Below are 16,733 nucleotides of genomic sequence, written 5' to 3' on the forward strand. Positions count from 1 at the left end.
GAAAATCCGAATTCCCTATATTGCCCCATATATAAATAAGATGAGTTGGTTTGTTTATATAGTCAGGTTAAATCAGGAGATACAAGAATCTCTTGATCTGATATCTATAAATCTTGTCTTAAAAGACCAAGAGAAACTAAAACTCATGGAAAATGATTTCAGAGAGATTACTGAAGTTATTAAAAAGGTCATGGGTGATGATATCAAAATAAAATATAATATCGTAAATGAAATAAAATATCCCCCTTCCGGAAAATATATGTATACTTTTTCTAAGATAAAAAATGAGGGAAAGATCGAAACGAAATAAACCTTGGAACAATTAGTAGTTAAGGATTTTTATGGATTCTATAAAAAATCTACAATTATATATAAAAAGGTATACTCTATGATGAAAAAGTTAATGCTGATAGTGCCCTCCTTGGTAAAAGGAGGGGTAGAAAGAGTAGTAAGCAACCTAAGCAAAGGGTTAAGTAATTACTATCAAGTTTATGTTATTATATATCATCAACCCATAGAATATGATATTGAAGGAGAGTTAATAAATTTAGAGACTCCTACAGGTTCTTATTACAAAAAAATAATAAACACTTTTTACCGAATTATAAGATTAAAAAGATTAATAAAGAAGATCTCGCCAGATTTTATTGTGTCGTTTATGGGTAATTTACAACCTATTTTGACTTTGGCACCAATAATAGTAAGTGTTCGCAATAACCCAGATTTTTTCACCTGGCAGGAAAAATTATTCTTAATAACTATTTATAAACTTCCTAATGTAAAGAAGATAATAACCTGTTCAATCGGAATAGAAAGGAAATTAAGTAATCATTACCACTTACAAAATGTAAAAAATATCTATAATCCGATAAATTTTAAATTAATTGGTGATAAATTATTATCACAAAAGCCCCTTAAATTTGAATATATCTTAGCAGCAGGTAGACTGCATCGACAAAAAGGTTTTGATATTCTGATCAATTCTTTTGCCAGATCGTCTTTTAAGAATTTGATTAAGTTAGTAATTTTAGGTGAAGGGGAAGAAAGAAAAAATTTGGAGGAATTAATCTTAAAATTGGATTTAAAAAACCAGGTTTTGTTATTAGGAGCGGTCGATAATCCCTTTATTTATATGAAACATGCCAAATTTTTCATTTTTTCCTCAAGGTATGAGGGTTTTGGAAATATTTTATTAGAAGTACTGGCTTGCGAAACACCAGTAGTGGCTACAGATTGTGAAACCGGAACGTCTGAAATTATAGAAGATAGAAAAAATGGCCTTCTCGTTCCACCTAAAGATGAAAATGCTTTACAGTCTGTGATGGAAGAGTTATTTTATGATCAAAAATTATATGAAAGATTAAAGGCAAATACACGAAAAAGTGTGGAAAAATATAGGATGGAAAACATAATGCAAGATTGGATAAGTTTATTTAAAGAGGTATATCATTCCTAAAAAATCAGAACCATTGCTATATAGAATCATAGGTTAAAAAATATGATGAAAAAATATCCCTTAAGAAAATTAATAATTAAGCCAACATTTGCTTGTAATGCAAACTGTAAGAATTGTATTTATCGCCGTGAATTATATAATAAGTTAAGAAAAGAAGACCTTTTAACTTTTGATGATTGGAAAAGAATTCTTAAAGAGGCATATCAATTAGGAGTAAAATTATTTATTATTAGCGGTGGCGAACCGACCTTATATCCGAGATTAGCTGAATTAATAGAAATTGGTAGAAACTACGGTTGGGTAGTTAAATTAAATTCCAATGGTTCTATGATTACTCCCGAGTATGCGGAGACTCTTATTAAAGCTGGATTAAATTTTATCACTATTTCCTTGTATGCTCCCTCTCCAGATATTAATAGACAGATGAGAGGAGCAAATAAATTATGGATGAAAACTACCTCATCGATTAGAATATTTTCTCAACTTGAAAAAAAATATCCTTATTTTAGAGTAAACACTCAGTCGATATTGGTTAGAGAAAATTTTCGCTCATTTACCGAATTGCTTAAACTGCATTATGAACTGGGTTCAAATCGGATGACCGTGTCTTACTTAGAAGGTGATTTTGAAAAGAAAAACTTATTAACCGAAGAGGAGATTCTTTATTTCAATAAAAATATTATTCCCCAAGCGTTAGATTTCTGTAAAAATTTAGATAGAGATGTACGAGGAGTGGCCATACGGAATTTGCAAGGATTATTTTCCCAAGGAATTATCTCTCTTTCTAATTGGGCAAAAGGAGTATATCAACCCAAAAGTGGTCATCGCAGATCTTGCCAGAGTGCCCAGGGACTTGCCTTCATTCTGGCAAATGGTGATGTGCATCCCTGCCATATAGTAGAATATACCCACGAACCTGTAATGGGGAATTTACTTAAGAATACTTTAACTGAATTATGGTACAGTAATCAATGGATGAATTTTAGAAAGGAACTATTAGATCAATGTGAATTATGCCCGGTTAATTTACATGCTACCATTCCTTTACGTTTTGATAAGTCAAAGCCTTTACGTAATTTTTATGAATCAAAAATAAAGAATAGAAAAATATTTCAGGGTATTGAATCTTTAGCACGAATTTATAAAAAGTTATAGGATAATCAAAAATAAGAGAGGATTAATTAGTGGCTTTTAACAGAGTAGATATCGAAACAAAATTCCGAAGGAATATTTTACTTCCCATTTACTGGAAATATATTAAACATTGGAGAGTATTAGAATATTATAAGAAATTAAAAGAATATCAATGGAAAACTATAGAGGAGAATCGTAATCTTCAGAGGAAAAAACTCTTTGAACTAGTTAAATATGCCGGTCAGAATATCCCTTATTATAAGCAGATTATCCAAAAAAATAATATTCGATTTTCAGAGGATACGATATTTGAGGACATTAAGAAATTTCCTATTTTAACTAAAGATATTATCAGAAAAAATTTTGACCAACTGTATAAATTTAAAGATAATACTTATTATCGAAATACTACCAGTGGATCAACCGGAGAACCGGCAATATTCTATCAAGATAGGCATTGCTTGGAATGGCAAATAGCCACTAAATTATTATTTGATGAATGGGCAGGGAGAAAGGTTGGTGAACCTATAGTAAAATTGTGGGGAGCAATAGACGATATTCTAAAAGGCAGCAGGGGGATAAGAGGATATCTCAAGCAGCAGCTTTATGGGGTAACCACTTTAAACTCTTATATGATGACCGAGAAAAATTTGTACGATTACGTGCAGAGGATTAATAAGATAAAACCTCGCTTAATACTTGCCTATTCAAATAGTATTGATGAATTATGCCGTTTTATTCAAGAACAAGATCTATCAGTATATTTCCCTAAAGCTATTATGACTTCGGCCGGTGTTTTATTTCCTGAATTTAGAAAGAGGATCGAAGAAGTATTTCATGCCCTAGTATTTGATTGTTATGGTTCAAGAGAAGTAGGTGATATTGCCTGCAATTGCGAAAAAACCGATGAGCTGCACCTAATTCCCCAAATACATTATTTGGAAATTTTGAATGATAGTGGGAAGGAAGCAAATCAGGGGGAATCAGGCGAAATAATTATAACTTTGCTTACCAATTATACCATGCCTTTGATCAGGTATAACATTGAAGACCGGGGTGTTTTTTCGAAAGCTAAGTGCAGTTGTGGAAGGGAATTTCCTTTTTTAAAAAAAGTAGAAGGTCGTATACGCAATATATTTAGAAATAAAAAAGGAGATATTATTGATGGCGGCTTTTTTATTGAACTATTTTATTTCCGTGATTATTTAAAAAAGGTGCAGGTAATTCAGAAAGATTATGATTTTATTGTGGTTAACTTGGTTCTAAAAGATCATCAAAAAATAAAAGTTGCCAATACAGATTTTAAAGAAATTGATAAAAAGATTAAGTTAGCCATGGGTAATGAAACAGAGATTAAATTTAATATCGTTGATGAAATAAAGCCCAGTCCTTCCGGGAAATACTTACGAACATTCTCACAAATAGACCCCCAAGATAAGAACTTCAGAGAATAAAATCGTATGATCCAGAAAAATAAAAAGTAGATTTTTCGAGAGGTTAAAAATAACTAATTTGATTAAGCAAAGAAAAGTATTGCAAGTTATTAATTCTTTACATGCCGGAGGAGCAGAAGTTCTTCTGAAGAATTTTACTTTACAAGCGAAAAAATCTTGCAGAAAAAATAATGATTGTCCTGTGGAAATAGAAATAGCCATCTTATATTCCGAAGATATATTTAAAGATGATTTTAAAAAAGCGGGCATTGTTGTTTGGGAATTAGGTCTAAAGTTTAAATATGATCTAAGAGGAGTAATAAAGCTTATATCCCTCATTAAAAGAGGGAAATATAATATAGTACATGTACATTTATTTCCTGCTAACCTTTTTGGATCATTAGCTTCTTTATTTTTATCCAAAAATATCAAATTTATTTTTAGTGAACATAATGTCTATAACCGAAGACGTTCATTTAAGTTATTTAAAATTATAGACAGGTTTATCTATAGCGGTTATTATAGAATAATTTGTGTAAGTAAACAGGTGCGGATTGCTTTAATCGAATGGCTTCCTAATCTTAAGAAGAAAAGCATGGTTATTCCTAATGCCGTACCCATACCTGATTTATCTAATTGGCCGTCTATAAAAAAATATGATATTCTTTTTGTGGGAAGGTTAACCAAGGCTAAGGGAGTAGATATTTTGTTTAGAGCAATAAAAATATTGAAAGAAAAGTATCAGATGGGGATAAAAGCCGCCATTGCAGGAGAAGGATATTTACAGGAAGAACTAAAAGGGTTAGTTAAAGAACTGGGGATAAGTAATGAAGTCGAATTTTTAGGTGTCAGAAGGGATATTGAAAAAATATTGAGCTCTACCCAAGTATTTGTATTGCCTTCTCGCTGGGAAGGTTTACCTCTTACTGTTCTGGAAGCTATGGGTAGTGGAGTAAGTATAATTGCTACTAAAGTAGGAGGTATTACGGAAGTTATTGAAAACGGGCAAGAGGGACTCTTGGTCCCGCCTGATGACCCGGGAGCGCTTGCTGAGGCTATCATTAACCTGCTTAAAAATAGGGAGTTAAGAATAAAACTAAGTTTCAATGCTTATCGAAAAGTAAAAGGAAAATATTCCATAGAAGTGCATACCAAAAACATGTTAGAATTTTATAAATCATTGATTACCGATTAAGAATAAGGAGCAAATATCGAATTGGAAAGAAAAATAAAAGTTGCACACCTTATTGCCCGAATGATTAGCGGTGGAGCCGATGAAAACACTTTGTTTACTGTAAAAGGACTGAATAAAGAATTGTATGAAATCGATCTGATTTGCGGTGAGGAATCGGATGAGGGTATTTTAAGGAAGATCATAGACGAAAAAATTCATATTATTCAATTAAAAGGATTAAAATGGAAACTTAATTTCTGGTATGATCCCATAGTGTTAATTAAATTAATTCAGCTAATGAGAAAAAATCATTACGATATTGTTCATACTCATACGACCAAAGCAGGTATCTTGGGAAGGATTGCTGCTCGTATAGCAGGAGTATCGATAATAGTTCATGGATTACACGGAAGTACTTTTGAAGCGTTTAATAGCGGGCTGCTCAATCGGCTTTTATTTCTGTTTGAGAGGCTTACGGGGGGGTTTACCGATGCCTATATTTCGGTAAGTAGAGTGCTTTCTGAAAAGTATATAGAGAAAGGAATCGGGAAAAAGGAGAATTATCATACGGTATATAGCGGTATGCATTTAGAAAAATTTTACGGAGTAAGAGAGAAAATTGACTATCGGAAAAAACGGAGGGAATTGGGAATAAGCTTGGATGATTTTGTCATTGGTAATGTGGCACGGTTAGAGACGAGAAAGGGGCATCAATTTCTTCTTGATGTATTTAAAAATATAACAGAGAAAGAGAAGAAGGAAGAGGGCAAAGAGGATCAGGCAAAATTGTTAATTATTGGGGAAGGAAATAAGAGAGAATATCTGGAGGATTATGTAAAAAAATTAAATTTAGAAAGTAAAGTAATTTTTACCGGATATAGGAAAGATGTAGAAGAGCTAATGGCAGTAATGGATATTTTTGCTTTGACTTCTTTGCGCGAAGGACTGCCCCGAGTGATAGTGCAGGCAGCTGCAGTAGGGATACCTTCGATAGCTTTTAATGTAGACGGAGTTTCGGAGGTTATTAAAGATAACTATAATGGGTTTTTAGTGGAAGCAAAAGACTTAAAACACTTAGAAAATGGGATCAGACAATATATGAATAATAAAGACTTGGTTTTGCTGCACGGTCGAAATGGCCGGGAATTAATTGAAAATAAGTGGTCTATAAAAGGAATGGTGGAAAGAACTGACCAAATCTATCAGAAATTGATTCGGGAAAAAATAGGGGAAATAAGATGAAAAAAATATTGGTGACTGGCTCTGCAGGATTTATCGGTGCTAAGGTTTCGGAGATGCTTCTTGAAAAGGATTATCAAGTGATTGGCTTAGATAACCTGAATGATTCTTATGATGTAAATCTTAAATTTTGGCGTCTGGAGAGATTAAAAACGTATCGCAATTTTATTTTTTATAAAGTCTCCATTGAAAATTTTAATGAACTGAAAAAAATATTTAAGGAGAATTGCCCGGAGGGAGTCATTAATCTGGCAGCTCATACAGGAGTGCGTTATAGTTTAGAGAATCCATTTATTTATCTTTCTACAAATAGTGGAGGGAATTTAAATTTGTTGGAGCTGTGTCGGGAAAACGAGGTGCCTAAATTTGTCTTGGCTTCTACCTCGTCACTTTATGCCGGTCAAAAAATGCCTTTTCGAGAGGATTTAGTAGTAAATAGGCCTATTTCGCCTTATGCGGCTTCCAAGAAGGCAGCTGAAATGATGACTTATACCTATCATTATTTATATGGATTAGATGTCACAATTTTGCGTTACTTTACGGTTTATGGACCGGCAGGAAGACCGGATATGGCTGTTTTCAGGTTTATTAAATGGATGACGGAAAGCACTCCCTTGGAAATATTTGGAGATGGTGATCAGAAAAGGGATTTTACTTATATAGATGATATTGTCAGGGGTACGATCGAGGCTTTAATCCCTTTAGGTTATGAGATTATTAACCTGGGGAATAATCATCCCTATAAAATTTCTGAAATGATAAAGTTAACCGAAGAATCAATCGGGAAGAAAGCGCATTTGAATTACAAAGAATTTCATAAAGCTGATATGCAGGCAACCTGGGCAGACATAAACAAAGCGCAGGAGCTTCTTAATTGGAGGCCGCAAATTAGCTTGGAAGAAGGAATAAAAAGAACAGTAGATTGGACTGTAAATAATTGGGAATGGATCAGGAAGATAAAAATCTAAAAAGCAAGAGTAAAATACAGAAAAGGGGAGAAATAAATATTTATGTTGATCGGAATACTATTAGTGTCATTTTTTACAAGTATTATTTTGTTTCCGGTTATGATTTTTCGTTTGAAAAAGGCTGGGATTGTGGGAAAAAATATGAATAGCGAAAAACAGGAAGAAGTAGCGGAAATGGGAGGATTGGTAATCATCGCCGGATTTGGTTCCGGGATATTTATAGTGATTACAGTTAAGACTTTTTTTCATCTATTTCCTTCAATCGATATAATTTCTGTTTTGGTAGCTTTATCGACAATATTAATAGTGGTGTTAATAGGGATTTTTGATGACTTGGTGTCCATGCCGCAGCAGGTAAAGGCATTTATGCCTGTATTGGCTGCTTTACCTTTAGTGGTAATTAAAGAGGGGAGCACTTTTATGATAATGCCATTTTTAGGAAATATTAATTTTGGTTTATTATATACCTTGGTCATCATTCCTTTGGAGGTTACTATTGCGGCTAACGCGGTTAATATGCTGGCAGGCTTTAATGGCATAGAGGTTGGAATGGGAATAATAGCCATGGGTTCTTTAGCAGTTATAGCCTATCTCCTGGGAAAAATGACGGTATTGGTGATTTTACTTGCAGCGTTAGGAGCACTTTTAGCTACTTTATACTATAACTGGTACCCGGCCAAGATACTGGTGGGAGATGTAGGAACTTTGAGTATCGGAGCAATTATTGCGGCAGCTGTAATTATGGGAAACTTTGAAATTGCCGGAATTATTTTACTGATTCCTTATGTTATAGATTTTTTAATTAAAGCAAAACATCATTTTCCTTATAGTTTTGGAATTTATCGAGAAGGTAAGTTATATTGTCCCGAAGACGGGCCCGTAGGTTTAGGGCAGTTGATTATGAAGGTTTGCGGCGGTATCAATGAAAGAAATCTGGTGCTTTTAATGATGGGGATTGAAGCGGTTTTGGGAGTGGTGGCGATTTTGTTTTATGTTTGATAACCGTTAAGCGGTTTAAAAATTTAAGTTAATTAGCTAATTAATTTGCCGTTGGTAAGATATAAAATATAAGACATAAGATGAGGATTGTAAGTATGAATTAGTGGATAGTAATATCGGAATTTTAATGAGAGATTGACTGATTTTGTATAAATTGAGGACAATCTCTTTTTTTTCCATATTTTGGAAAATATTTTTAAAAAAAAGAAGGAATAAGCAAAATAGTGTCGAATATATTAATTACCTAGTTCCCACATAGTGGAATGATTAAAATAATTTAAATTCGGCAGGAGGCGAAAATTGAAAAAATATTTTCGGATAATACTTTGGATTTGTACGGATTTATTTTTTATAAATATTGCCTTAACTCTTTCGATAATATTGAGGTTTGGAAATGGCTGGAAAGAGAACTTTTATCAATATAGAGTTGTTTTTCTTTACCTATCTTTTTTGTATCTTATTTTTGCTTTAATTTTCAAATTATACAATAGGATTTGGCGGTATATATGCATTAGCGACCTTTTTTTAATTACCGGGACAATTACCGCTGCGGTGGTTTCTTGGATATTGTATTGTAATATAGTAAAGGGAATATATTTTCCCTGGACAGTAAAGGCATTGACCTGGTTTATTAGTCTTGCTTTCATTTCCGGAAGTAAGCTGGTCTGGAGATTATATTGGGAAAGAAGGGATCCTTTTAAAAGAAAAGAAGAGAGAATATTAATTGTTGGTGCGGGAGATGCCGGTAATGTTATTTGCCGAGAAATAGGAAAGAGAAAGGATTTAGGCCAAATGATTGGTTTTATCGATGATGATGTTAACAAAATTGGGAGTGTTATCCAAAATAAAAAAGTATTAGGCTCGGTCGATAAGATAAATGAGATTATCAGCTGGGGAAAAATTGATACAGTGATTATTGCTATTCCTTCCATTACAGGTAGTGAGATTAGAAGGATTATAAATAAAATAGAGAATAAAGATGTAAAAATAAAAACCGTGCCGGGCGTATATGAATTGATTAACGAAAAAGTAAGCGTATCCCGAATTAGAAATGTAGAAGTGAAAGATTTACTGAACCGAGATACTGTTAATTTAAATATTGATGGGATATCTGGATATCTAAAAGGAAAGAGAATAATGGTTACCGGGGGTGCCGGTTCCATCGGGGAAGAGATATGTATGCAGGTTTGCAGATTTTTCCCCGGGGAATTGATGATCTTAGACCATAATGAGAATGCTCTTTTTTATACTGAAAAAAAGATTAGGAGAAAATACGGTGATTTAAAACTTAAGATGATGATGGTAGATATTAGGAATAAAGAGAAGATGGAAAAGATATTTGATGGTTTTAGACCGGAAGTAATATTCCATGCCGCAGCCCATAAACATGTTCCGATGATGGAGTATCATCCTGACGAGGCGGTGAGCAACAATATTATCGCGACTAAAACTTTAGTTGAGTTAGCAGATAAATGGGGAGTTATTGATTTGGTAATGATATCTACCGATAAGGCCATTAATCCAACCAGCGTAATGGGAGCGAGTAAGCAAATAGCAGAAATGATAATAAAAATGTATGCGAAAAAGAGTAAGACTAATTTTGTGGCTGTTCGTTTTGGAAATGTACTTGAAAGTAATGGAAGTGTCATCCCCACTTTTAAAAAGCAAATCGCCGAAGGAGGACCTATTACTATAACCGAAAAAGAAATAAGAAGATATTTTATGACTGTTTCAGAAGCAAGCCAATTGGTAATACAGGCCGGGGGATTGGGCATGAAGGGGACAGTGTTTGTTTTAGATATGGGAGAATTGGTGAAAATCTTAGAATTAGCAGAAAATTTAATTCGGTTATCGGGTCTAATCCCTGATGAGGATATTAAAATAGAGTTTATTGGTTTGAGACCGGGAGAGAAGATGTTTGAAGAATTATTGACTGAGAAGGAGAGAAGCCGGGTATTGGGAGATAGTGGACATGAGAAGATTTTCATTGCTGAGACTGAAGAAGTAAATGATGAGAAGCTGGAAAATGATATAAGGGAGTTGGGAGAGTTGGCAAGGGAGATGGATAGTGAAGGAATAGTGAAAAAACTCCAGGAAATAGTCCCGAGTTATAAGCCGAATAGAGGAATGCTGAAATAGAAAGGTAAACTTTGGTGCCAGGCACCAAAGTTTACCTTTCTAAGCTTGGAGCAGAAAGGAAAGTTTGTGGAAAGTGGAATAGGATAAAGTAGTATTATGGTAATAACTAAAGTAAAAGAGGACATTTTGAGGTCTCCAAGATTAAGTGATTACCGGGGGAAATTTGACGGGGTAGTGGTGATAGGTGGAGCTAATATTGATTTAAGAGGAAAACCTGTTGGAGAGATGCTGGAAAGACATACTTCCAATCCGGGTAAGATATGCGTTGGTTCGGGAGGGGTAGGCAGGAATATTGCGCATAGTCTGGCCTTGCTGAATGTGCCGGTTTGCCTGTTGAGTGCGGTGGGGGATGATGGAGAAGGGGTAAAAATTTTAGAGGAGACAGAGAAGGCCGGCGTAATAATGGAACAGATGATCATATCGGGAGAATATCCTACCGGAATATATCTAGCGATATTGGATGAAAGGGGTGAGATGGAAGTAGGGATCTCAGATATGCGTATTTTAGAGGAAATTACAGTGGAGTATTTAAAGTCAAAGGCTTATTTGATAAAGGAGAGCAAGATAGTGGTAATGGACACTAATATTCCTGTGCAGAGTATCGAATATGTGGTAGACTTGTGTAACAAGGTTAAGGTGCCTATTTTAGTGGAGCCGGCATCGGTGGAAAAGGCAAAAAAGTTAATGAAGATATTGGATGGAAGTGGAAGAGGGTATATTGATTATCTCACTCCGAATAAGGATGAGTTAGAATCAATTTTAGGAACGGAAACGGAAACGGAAACAGGAGCAGGAGCAGAAACAGAAACGGAAATTAGCGAATATAGGGATATGGATTTGGAGAGGGCAGCAGAGGAATTGAACCGCAGAGGAGTCAAGAAGGTGATTGTTACTTTAGGAAAAAGAGGGATATATGTCTATAATGATGGTAGTGGTGTTGGTGATGCAGGTGAGAGAGGATTAGAAGATGAGTTGAATAGGTTTTTTTTGGCGCCCTATAAAGGCAAAGTAGTGGATGTAACTGGAGCGGGAGATGCGCTGGTAGCTGGTTTGGTCTATGGAATTTATAAAGGATATCCTTTGGAAGTAGCGGCAAAATTTGGCTTGGGCGCTGCAGCTTTAACTATCTCCACCAAAGAAACAGTAAGGAGAGATTTAAGAGAAGGGTTGTTGAAAAGTAGGATAGAAGAAGAGAAATAAGAAGAAGTGGAAGCAGGGAAGAGTGGAATTGGGGAAGAGAGGAAGAAAGGACAGGTATAAAAGTGAATGGAGAAAAGTTTTTTACTTTTAAAGATGAAATAAGAGAGGCTTTAAAAGAAGGCAAACCGATAGTGGCCTTAGAATCAACTTTGATATCTCATGGATTTCCTTATCCGGAAAATAAAGAAGTAGCAGGGGAAATGGAAGAGATTATTCGAGGATATGGAGTTGTACCCGCTACTATTGCGATAATTAAAGGAAAAATAAAGGTGGGTTTGACCAGATACGAACTGGAGTTTATGGCAACCTCTAAAGATATTTTAAAAGCTAGTAGGCGAGATTTGGCAGCGATAGTAGCTCAAGGTTTAAATGGGGCTACCACCGTAGCAGCCACTATGATAATAGCAGAGAGGGCAGGAATAAAGGTCTTTGCCACCGGCGGCATAGGGGGAGTACATCGAGGAGCAGAAAAGACTTTTGATATATCAGCGGATTTGCAGGAATTAGCACGAACACCGGTGGCGGTAGTGTGCAGTGGGGCAAAGGCGATTCTTGATTTGCCTTTAACTAAGGAATATCTGGAGACCATGGGTGTACCGGTGATCGGGTTTAGGAGTGAAGTGCTGCCTGCTTTTTATTGTCGGGAAAGCGGATTAAAGGTTGATTATAGGGTAAATGATGAGATGGAGGCAGCGAAGATCATTAGAGCAATGGTTGATTTAAAATTAGGCGGGGGAATAATCATTGCTAATCCCGTTCCTGAGGAGTACGCCATTTCACTGGAGTATATGAATAAGAAAATTAAAGAAGCTGTTATGGCGGCAGAAAAGGACGGGGTCAAAGGAAAGAAACTAACCCCTTACTTATTGAATAAGATAAAAGAATTAACTGAAGGCAAAAGCCTGAAAGCCAATATTGCGCTGGTAAAGGATAACGCTCGCGTAGCCGCAAAAATTGCTCGTGAACTAAAAAGGTAAACTTTAGTGCCAGGCACTAAAGTTTACCTTTTTGCAAAACACAGGAGTTAGAAATAAAGGAATTTATATGGAAATTGTTATTGTTGGTGCAGGACCGGTAGGATGCTATACTGCTCAATTGCTGAAGAAATATGGTTTTAAGAACAGAATAATAGAAGAGCATCAAGAAGTAGGAAAACCAATTAGATGTGCTGGTCTGGTAGGAAGGCAAGTTTTTGAAAACGCCCTTCTTCCTATTTCTAAAAGCTCTATTATTAACCAGATTAATGGAGCTTTGTTTTACTTTCATAAGGAAAATTTTCAGGTCAATAGAGAAGGGGTAGCCCAAGTAATTGATCGTGAGAAGTTTGACAAAAATTTAAGCCAGGGCTTGGAGGTAGAATGTGGAAAAAAGTTAATAGAGATAAAGAGGGAGGGATCCGGATATATAATTAAGACTGAAACGGAGGATATTTATGCTGATTTAGTGATTGGAGCCGATGGAGCAAATTCTCGGTTAAGAAAATATATAAATTGGATAGATAATGATTGTGCAAAGGATAAAAAAAGAGGTTATATAAAAAGCTACTTGGGAATTCAGTATAGAATAAAGACAGAAGACAATTTAGTTTGCGATAAAATCGCTCGGGTACATTTTAAAGAAGGTATTCCTTTTTTTATTTGGGTTATCCCTGAGGGAAATAATATTTTTCGGATAGGAGTGATTTCGGATAACCCCCGTGAAGATTTATTTGCCTTTCTAAATGAATTCAAAATTAATGGTGAAATTATCGGAAAATTAACCGGAATGATTCCCGTAGGACAAACTAAATGCTATTTCCAGAATATTGCCTTGGTGGGAGATGCGGCTATTCAAGTAAAGCCTTTAACCGGTGGTGGGATATATTATGGATTGAAATCGGCAGAGCTTTTAGCAAAATGCATTAGAGATAATAGATTGGATGAATACGATAGGTGTTTGAAGAAAAATTTTGGGAGAGAAATTAAATTTGGATTAAAGGCTCGAAAATTATATGAAGAAATAAATGAAAAAGAATTAAAGAAGATATTTATGTTGTTTAAGAAAAATGCCGGAATTATTGAGAAAGCCGCACATTTTGAAAACCATTCTGTGATTTTTATAGAAATATTAAAAAATCCTAAAATATTTAAAGATGCCGCGCAAATTTTCAGCCAAAATATTAGGAAATTATTATTTTAGGATTAGAATAGGAGGAATAAAATTGAAATCGATCATTCTTTGTGCCGGAAAAGGTACTCGCCTTAGACCGCTTACTCATACCAGCGCCAAACATTTAATTCCCATTGCCAATAAGCCGGTATTGTTTTATGCCATAGAGGCGATCAAGGATTGCGGAGTAACAGACATTGGGGTAATTGTTGGAGAAACCGCAGAAGATATAAAGAGAGAGCTTGAGGATGGCGATAAATGGGGAGTGAGTATTTCTTATATCGAACAGAAGGAAGCCCTGGGTTTAGCGCATGCAGTATTAGTGGCGCAAGATTTTTTAGGGGAAGATAAGTTTTTAATGTATTTAGGAGATAATCTGCTGAAAAACGGGGTAGAAAATTATGCTCGTAAATTTGTTGAAGGGAATTATAATGCTTTTGTATTGTTGACTGAAGTGGGAGATCCCAGACAATTTGGCGTTGCTGAGTTGGAGAAAGGGAGAGTCGTAAGGGTGGTTGAAAAACCCAAGGAGCCTGTTAGTAATTTAGCCTTGATCGGAGTTTATTTTTTTGATAAGAATATTCATCAAGCTATTAAAAACATAAAACCTTCTGCCCGGGGAGAATTGGAAATTACCGATGCAATTCAGTGGATGATTAATCAAGGTTATAAGGTAGGAGCTGAGGTAATTGAAGGTTGGTGGAAAGATACCGGTAAGCCGAATGATATTTTGGAAGCCAATCGTTTGATTTTAGAGGATATTGAGAGAGACATCAGTGAGGCGAAGGTGGATGAGAAATCTGAGATTTTAGGACGGGTAAAAATCGGACAAGGTACAGAGATTATTAATTCTAAGATATTGGGACCGGTTATAATAGGAAAGGGGGCTAGAGTAGTCGATTCTTATGTGGGTCCTTTTACTTCCCTTTCAGATAGAGCGGAAATAAAAAAGAGTGAAATTGAATGTAGTGTAGTTTTAGAAGAAAGTAAACTGGAAAATATCAAGGGACGAATGCAAAGATGTCTTATAGGCAGAGGCGTGGAAATTTATCATTCTAAAGACCTACCTCGAGTATTTCAATTTACTTTAGGCGACCACAGTAAGGTCGGCCTTCTCTAAAAGGTAAACTTTAGTGCCAGGCACCAAAGTTTACCTTTTTTATACTTTCTAGAAGGAAGTACCTAAAGTGAGGTAGATATCGTATCCTTTTTGGTCGTTCAGGGTTTTAGCTGCTCCCAATCTTAACGTAAAAGGAAAATCATATTGAAAATTAAAATCTGCTTTTAGTTCTGCTCCAATGCTTGATTTAAAATCTTGCCATATTGTGTTGAACTCATTTTCTTTAATAGTTTTTTTCACCTGAGGGCTTTCCCAGGCACTTCCTATATCGACGAAGAGAGCCCCGGATAATCTTTCTAAAAAGAGGTAGAGAGGTCCGAGGGTAATGCCATGTTCAATGTTGACCAGGGGGAAGCGGTATTCTATGCTAGCTAAAAGAAGATTATTCCCTTCCAGGGTGGCTGGAGGATAACCACGGAGAGAAAAGGTGTTTACCTCTGTAGTACCAAGATTATCCGCAGAATAGTTACCTCCTAATTTAAATTTTTCATCGCTTAGATCTGATTCTAATATACTTGCGGAACTTACACCAGCAACCAGGCGAAGAGCCAGGACCTGATGCAGGGAAGAAAGGGAGATATATTTCCTGCCATCGAATAGTAATTTATCAAAAGTATAATCACCACCCAAGGCTTTATCGGCATGTTCATAGGATAAAGAGAAAGAATTGCCCAGTTCGGGGCTGATAGAGAATCCATATTTTTCCGCATCGGAATAGGAGTAACCTAACTTGAGGCTGGTGATTTTTTGTGAATCGTCATTTAAGAAAGATGACGTATTGGTTGGTGCAGAGGATAATTTTTCGTATTGATAACCGAAAGAAAAGTTTTGTCTATTAGAACGCGAATTTTTAGTATTTGTAGTAGGATTAGTATTACCTTCAAAAGGTAAATAAATATTTATTCCCGCCTTGCCTTCTTTCCACCAGGACCAGGACGTGGTGGGGGTAGTGGTAGTCGAAGTCGTATTACCATAAAGATAAAAATTTACGATTGGAAGGCGGAAGCTATAATTATAATAATTGAAGTTGTAGGAAAGGCTATTATTTAATATTTGGTAAGTAAGACTTAAAGGTAGAGAGTAAAATCCAAGGATATCTTTCAATTCAGTTGAAAAACCAATTCCCGGATAGCTATTACTAAGGCGGGCAGTGGGAATCCAATAGGTGGACGGCCAGAAAGAAGACAAAGGATGGTAAGGGTGAATAGGGTAATTATTTATAACAAAGGAATTGGAAGAGGAATTTAGATTTTTATTAAATTGATTTAGTTGGTTGTATTGATTTGATTGGTTGAATTGATTTGATTGATTGTATGGTTGCGTCACCATAATTGGGGGTTCGACATATTCTATTTTTATTTCTGTCCATTGACTGGGGTAAGAGTTCGGATCTATTTCCATCAGGTGCAGCTCGTATCCGGTAGTATGATAAGAAATAAAGGCTAGTTGAGTGCCATCGGAAGAGGTGGCCGGTTGAAATGCTCCACCTAGAACATTGGTTACCTGATAGAGTTTTTTATCGGGAAGGGAAAAAGCAAAAATATTATAAACGCCGGTACGATCAGAGGCGAAAAAGAGGTATTGACCATCAGGAGACCAACAAGGACTAAGATCCATAGACGTATCTTGAAAGATTGCTTCAATGGTTTGAGGAGCGAAATTACCTATATTATTATTATCGGAATTATCGGGGGAAATATTATTAGCATGATCAATATTATCC

At 35.5% G+C, this 16,733-nt stretch carries 13 protein-coding genes; 12 read left to right on the plus strand and 1 reads right to left on the minus strand.

Annotated elements, in window-relative coordinates; all coding sequences use genetic code 11:
- The first annotated feature begins 388 nt into the window (after window positions 1-388).
- The 12 genes from ENO17_06440 to ENO17_06495 all read left to right on the plus strand — a co-directional run bounded on the left by ENO17_06440 (window position 389) and on the right by ENO17_06495 (window position 15,010).
- On the plus strand, window positions 389-1,456 hold the full coding sequence (locus tag ENO17_06440; protein HER24668.1) for a glycosyltransferase family 4 protein: 1,068 nt from the start codon (window positions 389-391) through the stop codon (window positions 1,454-1,456).
- Window positions 1,457-1,498: 42 nt separating this feature from the next.
- Window positions 1,499-2,611: a radical SAM protein gene (locus tag ENO17_06445; protein ID HER24669.1), complete on the plus strand. Its 1,113-nt coding sequence runs from the start codon at window positions 1,499-1,501 to the stop codon at window positions 2,609-2,611.
- Window positions 2,612-2,640: 29 nt separating this feature from the next.
- On the plus strand, window positions 2,641-4,044 hold the full coding sequence (locus tag ENO17_06450; protein HER24670.1) for a phenylacetate--CoA ligase family protein: 1,404 nt from the start codon (window positions 2,641-2,643) through the stop codon (window positions 4,042-4,044).
- A 61-nt stretch (window positions 4,045-4,105) separates the two neighbouring features.
- Window positions 4,106-5,218, plus strand: a complete 1,113-nt coding sequence (locus ENO17_06455) for a glycosyltransferase family 1 protein (GenBank protein ID HER24671.1) — start codon at window positions 4,106-4,108, stop codon at window positions 5,216-5,218.
- A gap of 21 nt (window positions 5,219-5,239) precedes the next feature.
- A complete protein-coding gene (locus tag ENO17_06460) occupies window positions 5,240-6,439 on the plus strand; it encodes a glycosyltransferase family 1 protein (GenBank protein HER24672.1) in 1,200 nt (399 codons plus the stop codon).
- Complete coding sequence (locus ENO17_06465) at window positions 6,436-7,404, plus strand: NAD-dependent epimerase/dehydratase family protein (protein HER24673.1); 969 nt, start codon at window positions 6,436-6,438, stop codon at window positions 7,402-7,404. The genes ENO17_06460 and ENO17_06465 overlap by 4 nt, the downstream gene beginning before the upstream one ends.
- A 42-nt stretch (window positions 7,405-7,446) precedes the next feature.
- The gene (locus ENO17_06470; protein HER24674.1) at window positions 7,447-8,403 is read left to right on the plus strand and encodes a UDP-N-acetylglucosamine--dolichyl-phosphate N-acetylglucosaminephosphotransferase; all 957 of its coding nucleotides are present in this window, start codon (window positions 7,447-7,449) and stop codon (window positions 8,401-8,403) included.
- A gap of 300 nt (window positions 8,404-8,703) precedes the next feature.
- A complete protein-coding gene (locus ENO17_06475; GenBank protein HER24675.1) occupies window positions 8,704-10,542 on the plus strand; it encodes a polysaccharide biosynthesis protein in 1,839 nt (612 codons plus the stop codon).
- 96 nt (window positions 10,543-10,638) lie between these two features.
- A complete protein-coding gene (locus ENO17_06480; protein HER24676.1) occupies window positions 10,639-11,742 on the plus strand; it encodes a ribokinase in 1,104 nt (367 codons plus the stop codon).
- A 62-nt stretch (window positions 11,743-11,804) separates the two neighbouring features.
- Window positions 11,805-12,719 carry a pseudouridine-5'-phosphate glycosidase gene (locus ENO17_06485; protein HER24677.1) on the plus strand — a complete coding sequence of 305 codons (915 nt, stop codon included), beginning with the start codon at window positions 11,805-11,807 and terminating at the stop codon, window positions 12,717-12,719.
- A 67-nt stretch (window positions 12,720-12,786) separates the two neighbouring features.
- Window positions 12,787-13,920, plus strand: a complete 1,134-nt coding sequence (locus ENO17_06490) for an NAD(P)/FAD-dependent oxidoreductase (GenBank protein ID HER24678.1) — start codon at window positions 12,787-12,789, stop codon at window positions 13,918-13,920.
- A 22-nt stretch (window positions 13,921-13,942) separates the two neighbouring features.
- Window positions 13,943-15,010: a glucose-1-phosphate thymidylyltransferase gene (locus tag ENO17_06495; protein ID HER24679.1), complete on the plus strand. Its 1,068-nt coding sequence runs from the start codon at window positions 13,943-13,945 to the stop codon at window positions 15,008-15,010.
- A 48-nt stretch (window positions 15,011-15,058) separates the two neighbouring features.
- On the opposite strand, the gene ENO17_06500 is transcribed toward ENO17_06495, so the two are convergent.
- Window positions 15,059-16,733: hypothetical protein (locus ENO17_06500; GenBank protein HER24680.1), on the minus strand; the 1,675-nt coding region annotated here is incomplete at its 5' end.

The sequence above is a fragment of the Candidatus Atribacteria bacterium genome, assembly GCA_011056645.1.
In the GTDB taxonomy this organism is placed as follows: domain Bacteria; phylum Atribacterota; class Phoenicimicrobiia; order Phoenicimicrobiales; family Phoenicimicrobiaceae; genus Sediminicultor; species Sediminicultor quartus.

Coding starts and splice junctions, on each gene's coding strand:
- ENO17_06440 (HER24668.1), top strand. CDS start 389: ATGATGAAAAAGTTAATGCTGATAGTGCCCTCCTTGGTAAAAGGAGGG.
- ENO17_06445 (HER24669.1), top strand. CDS start 1,499: ATGATGAAAAAATATCCCTTAAGAAAATTAATAATTAAGCCAACATTT.
- ENO17_06465 (HER24673.1), top strand. CDS start 6,436: ATGAAAAAAATATTGGTGACTGGCTCTGCAGGATTTATCGGTGCTAAG.
- ENO17_06470 (HER24674.1), top strand. CDS start 7,447: ATGTTGATCGGAATACTATTAGTGTCATTTTTTACAAGTATTATTTTG.
- ENO17_06480 (HER24676.1), top strand. CDS start 10,639: ATGGTAATAACTAAAGTAAAAGAGGACATTTTGAGGTCTCCAAGATTA.
- ENO17_06490 (HER24678.1), top strand. CDS start 12,787: ATGGAAATTGTTATTGTTGGTGCAGGACCGGTAGGATGCTATACTGCT.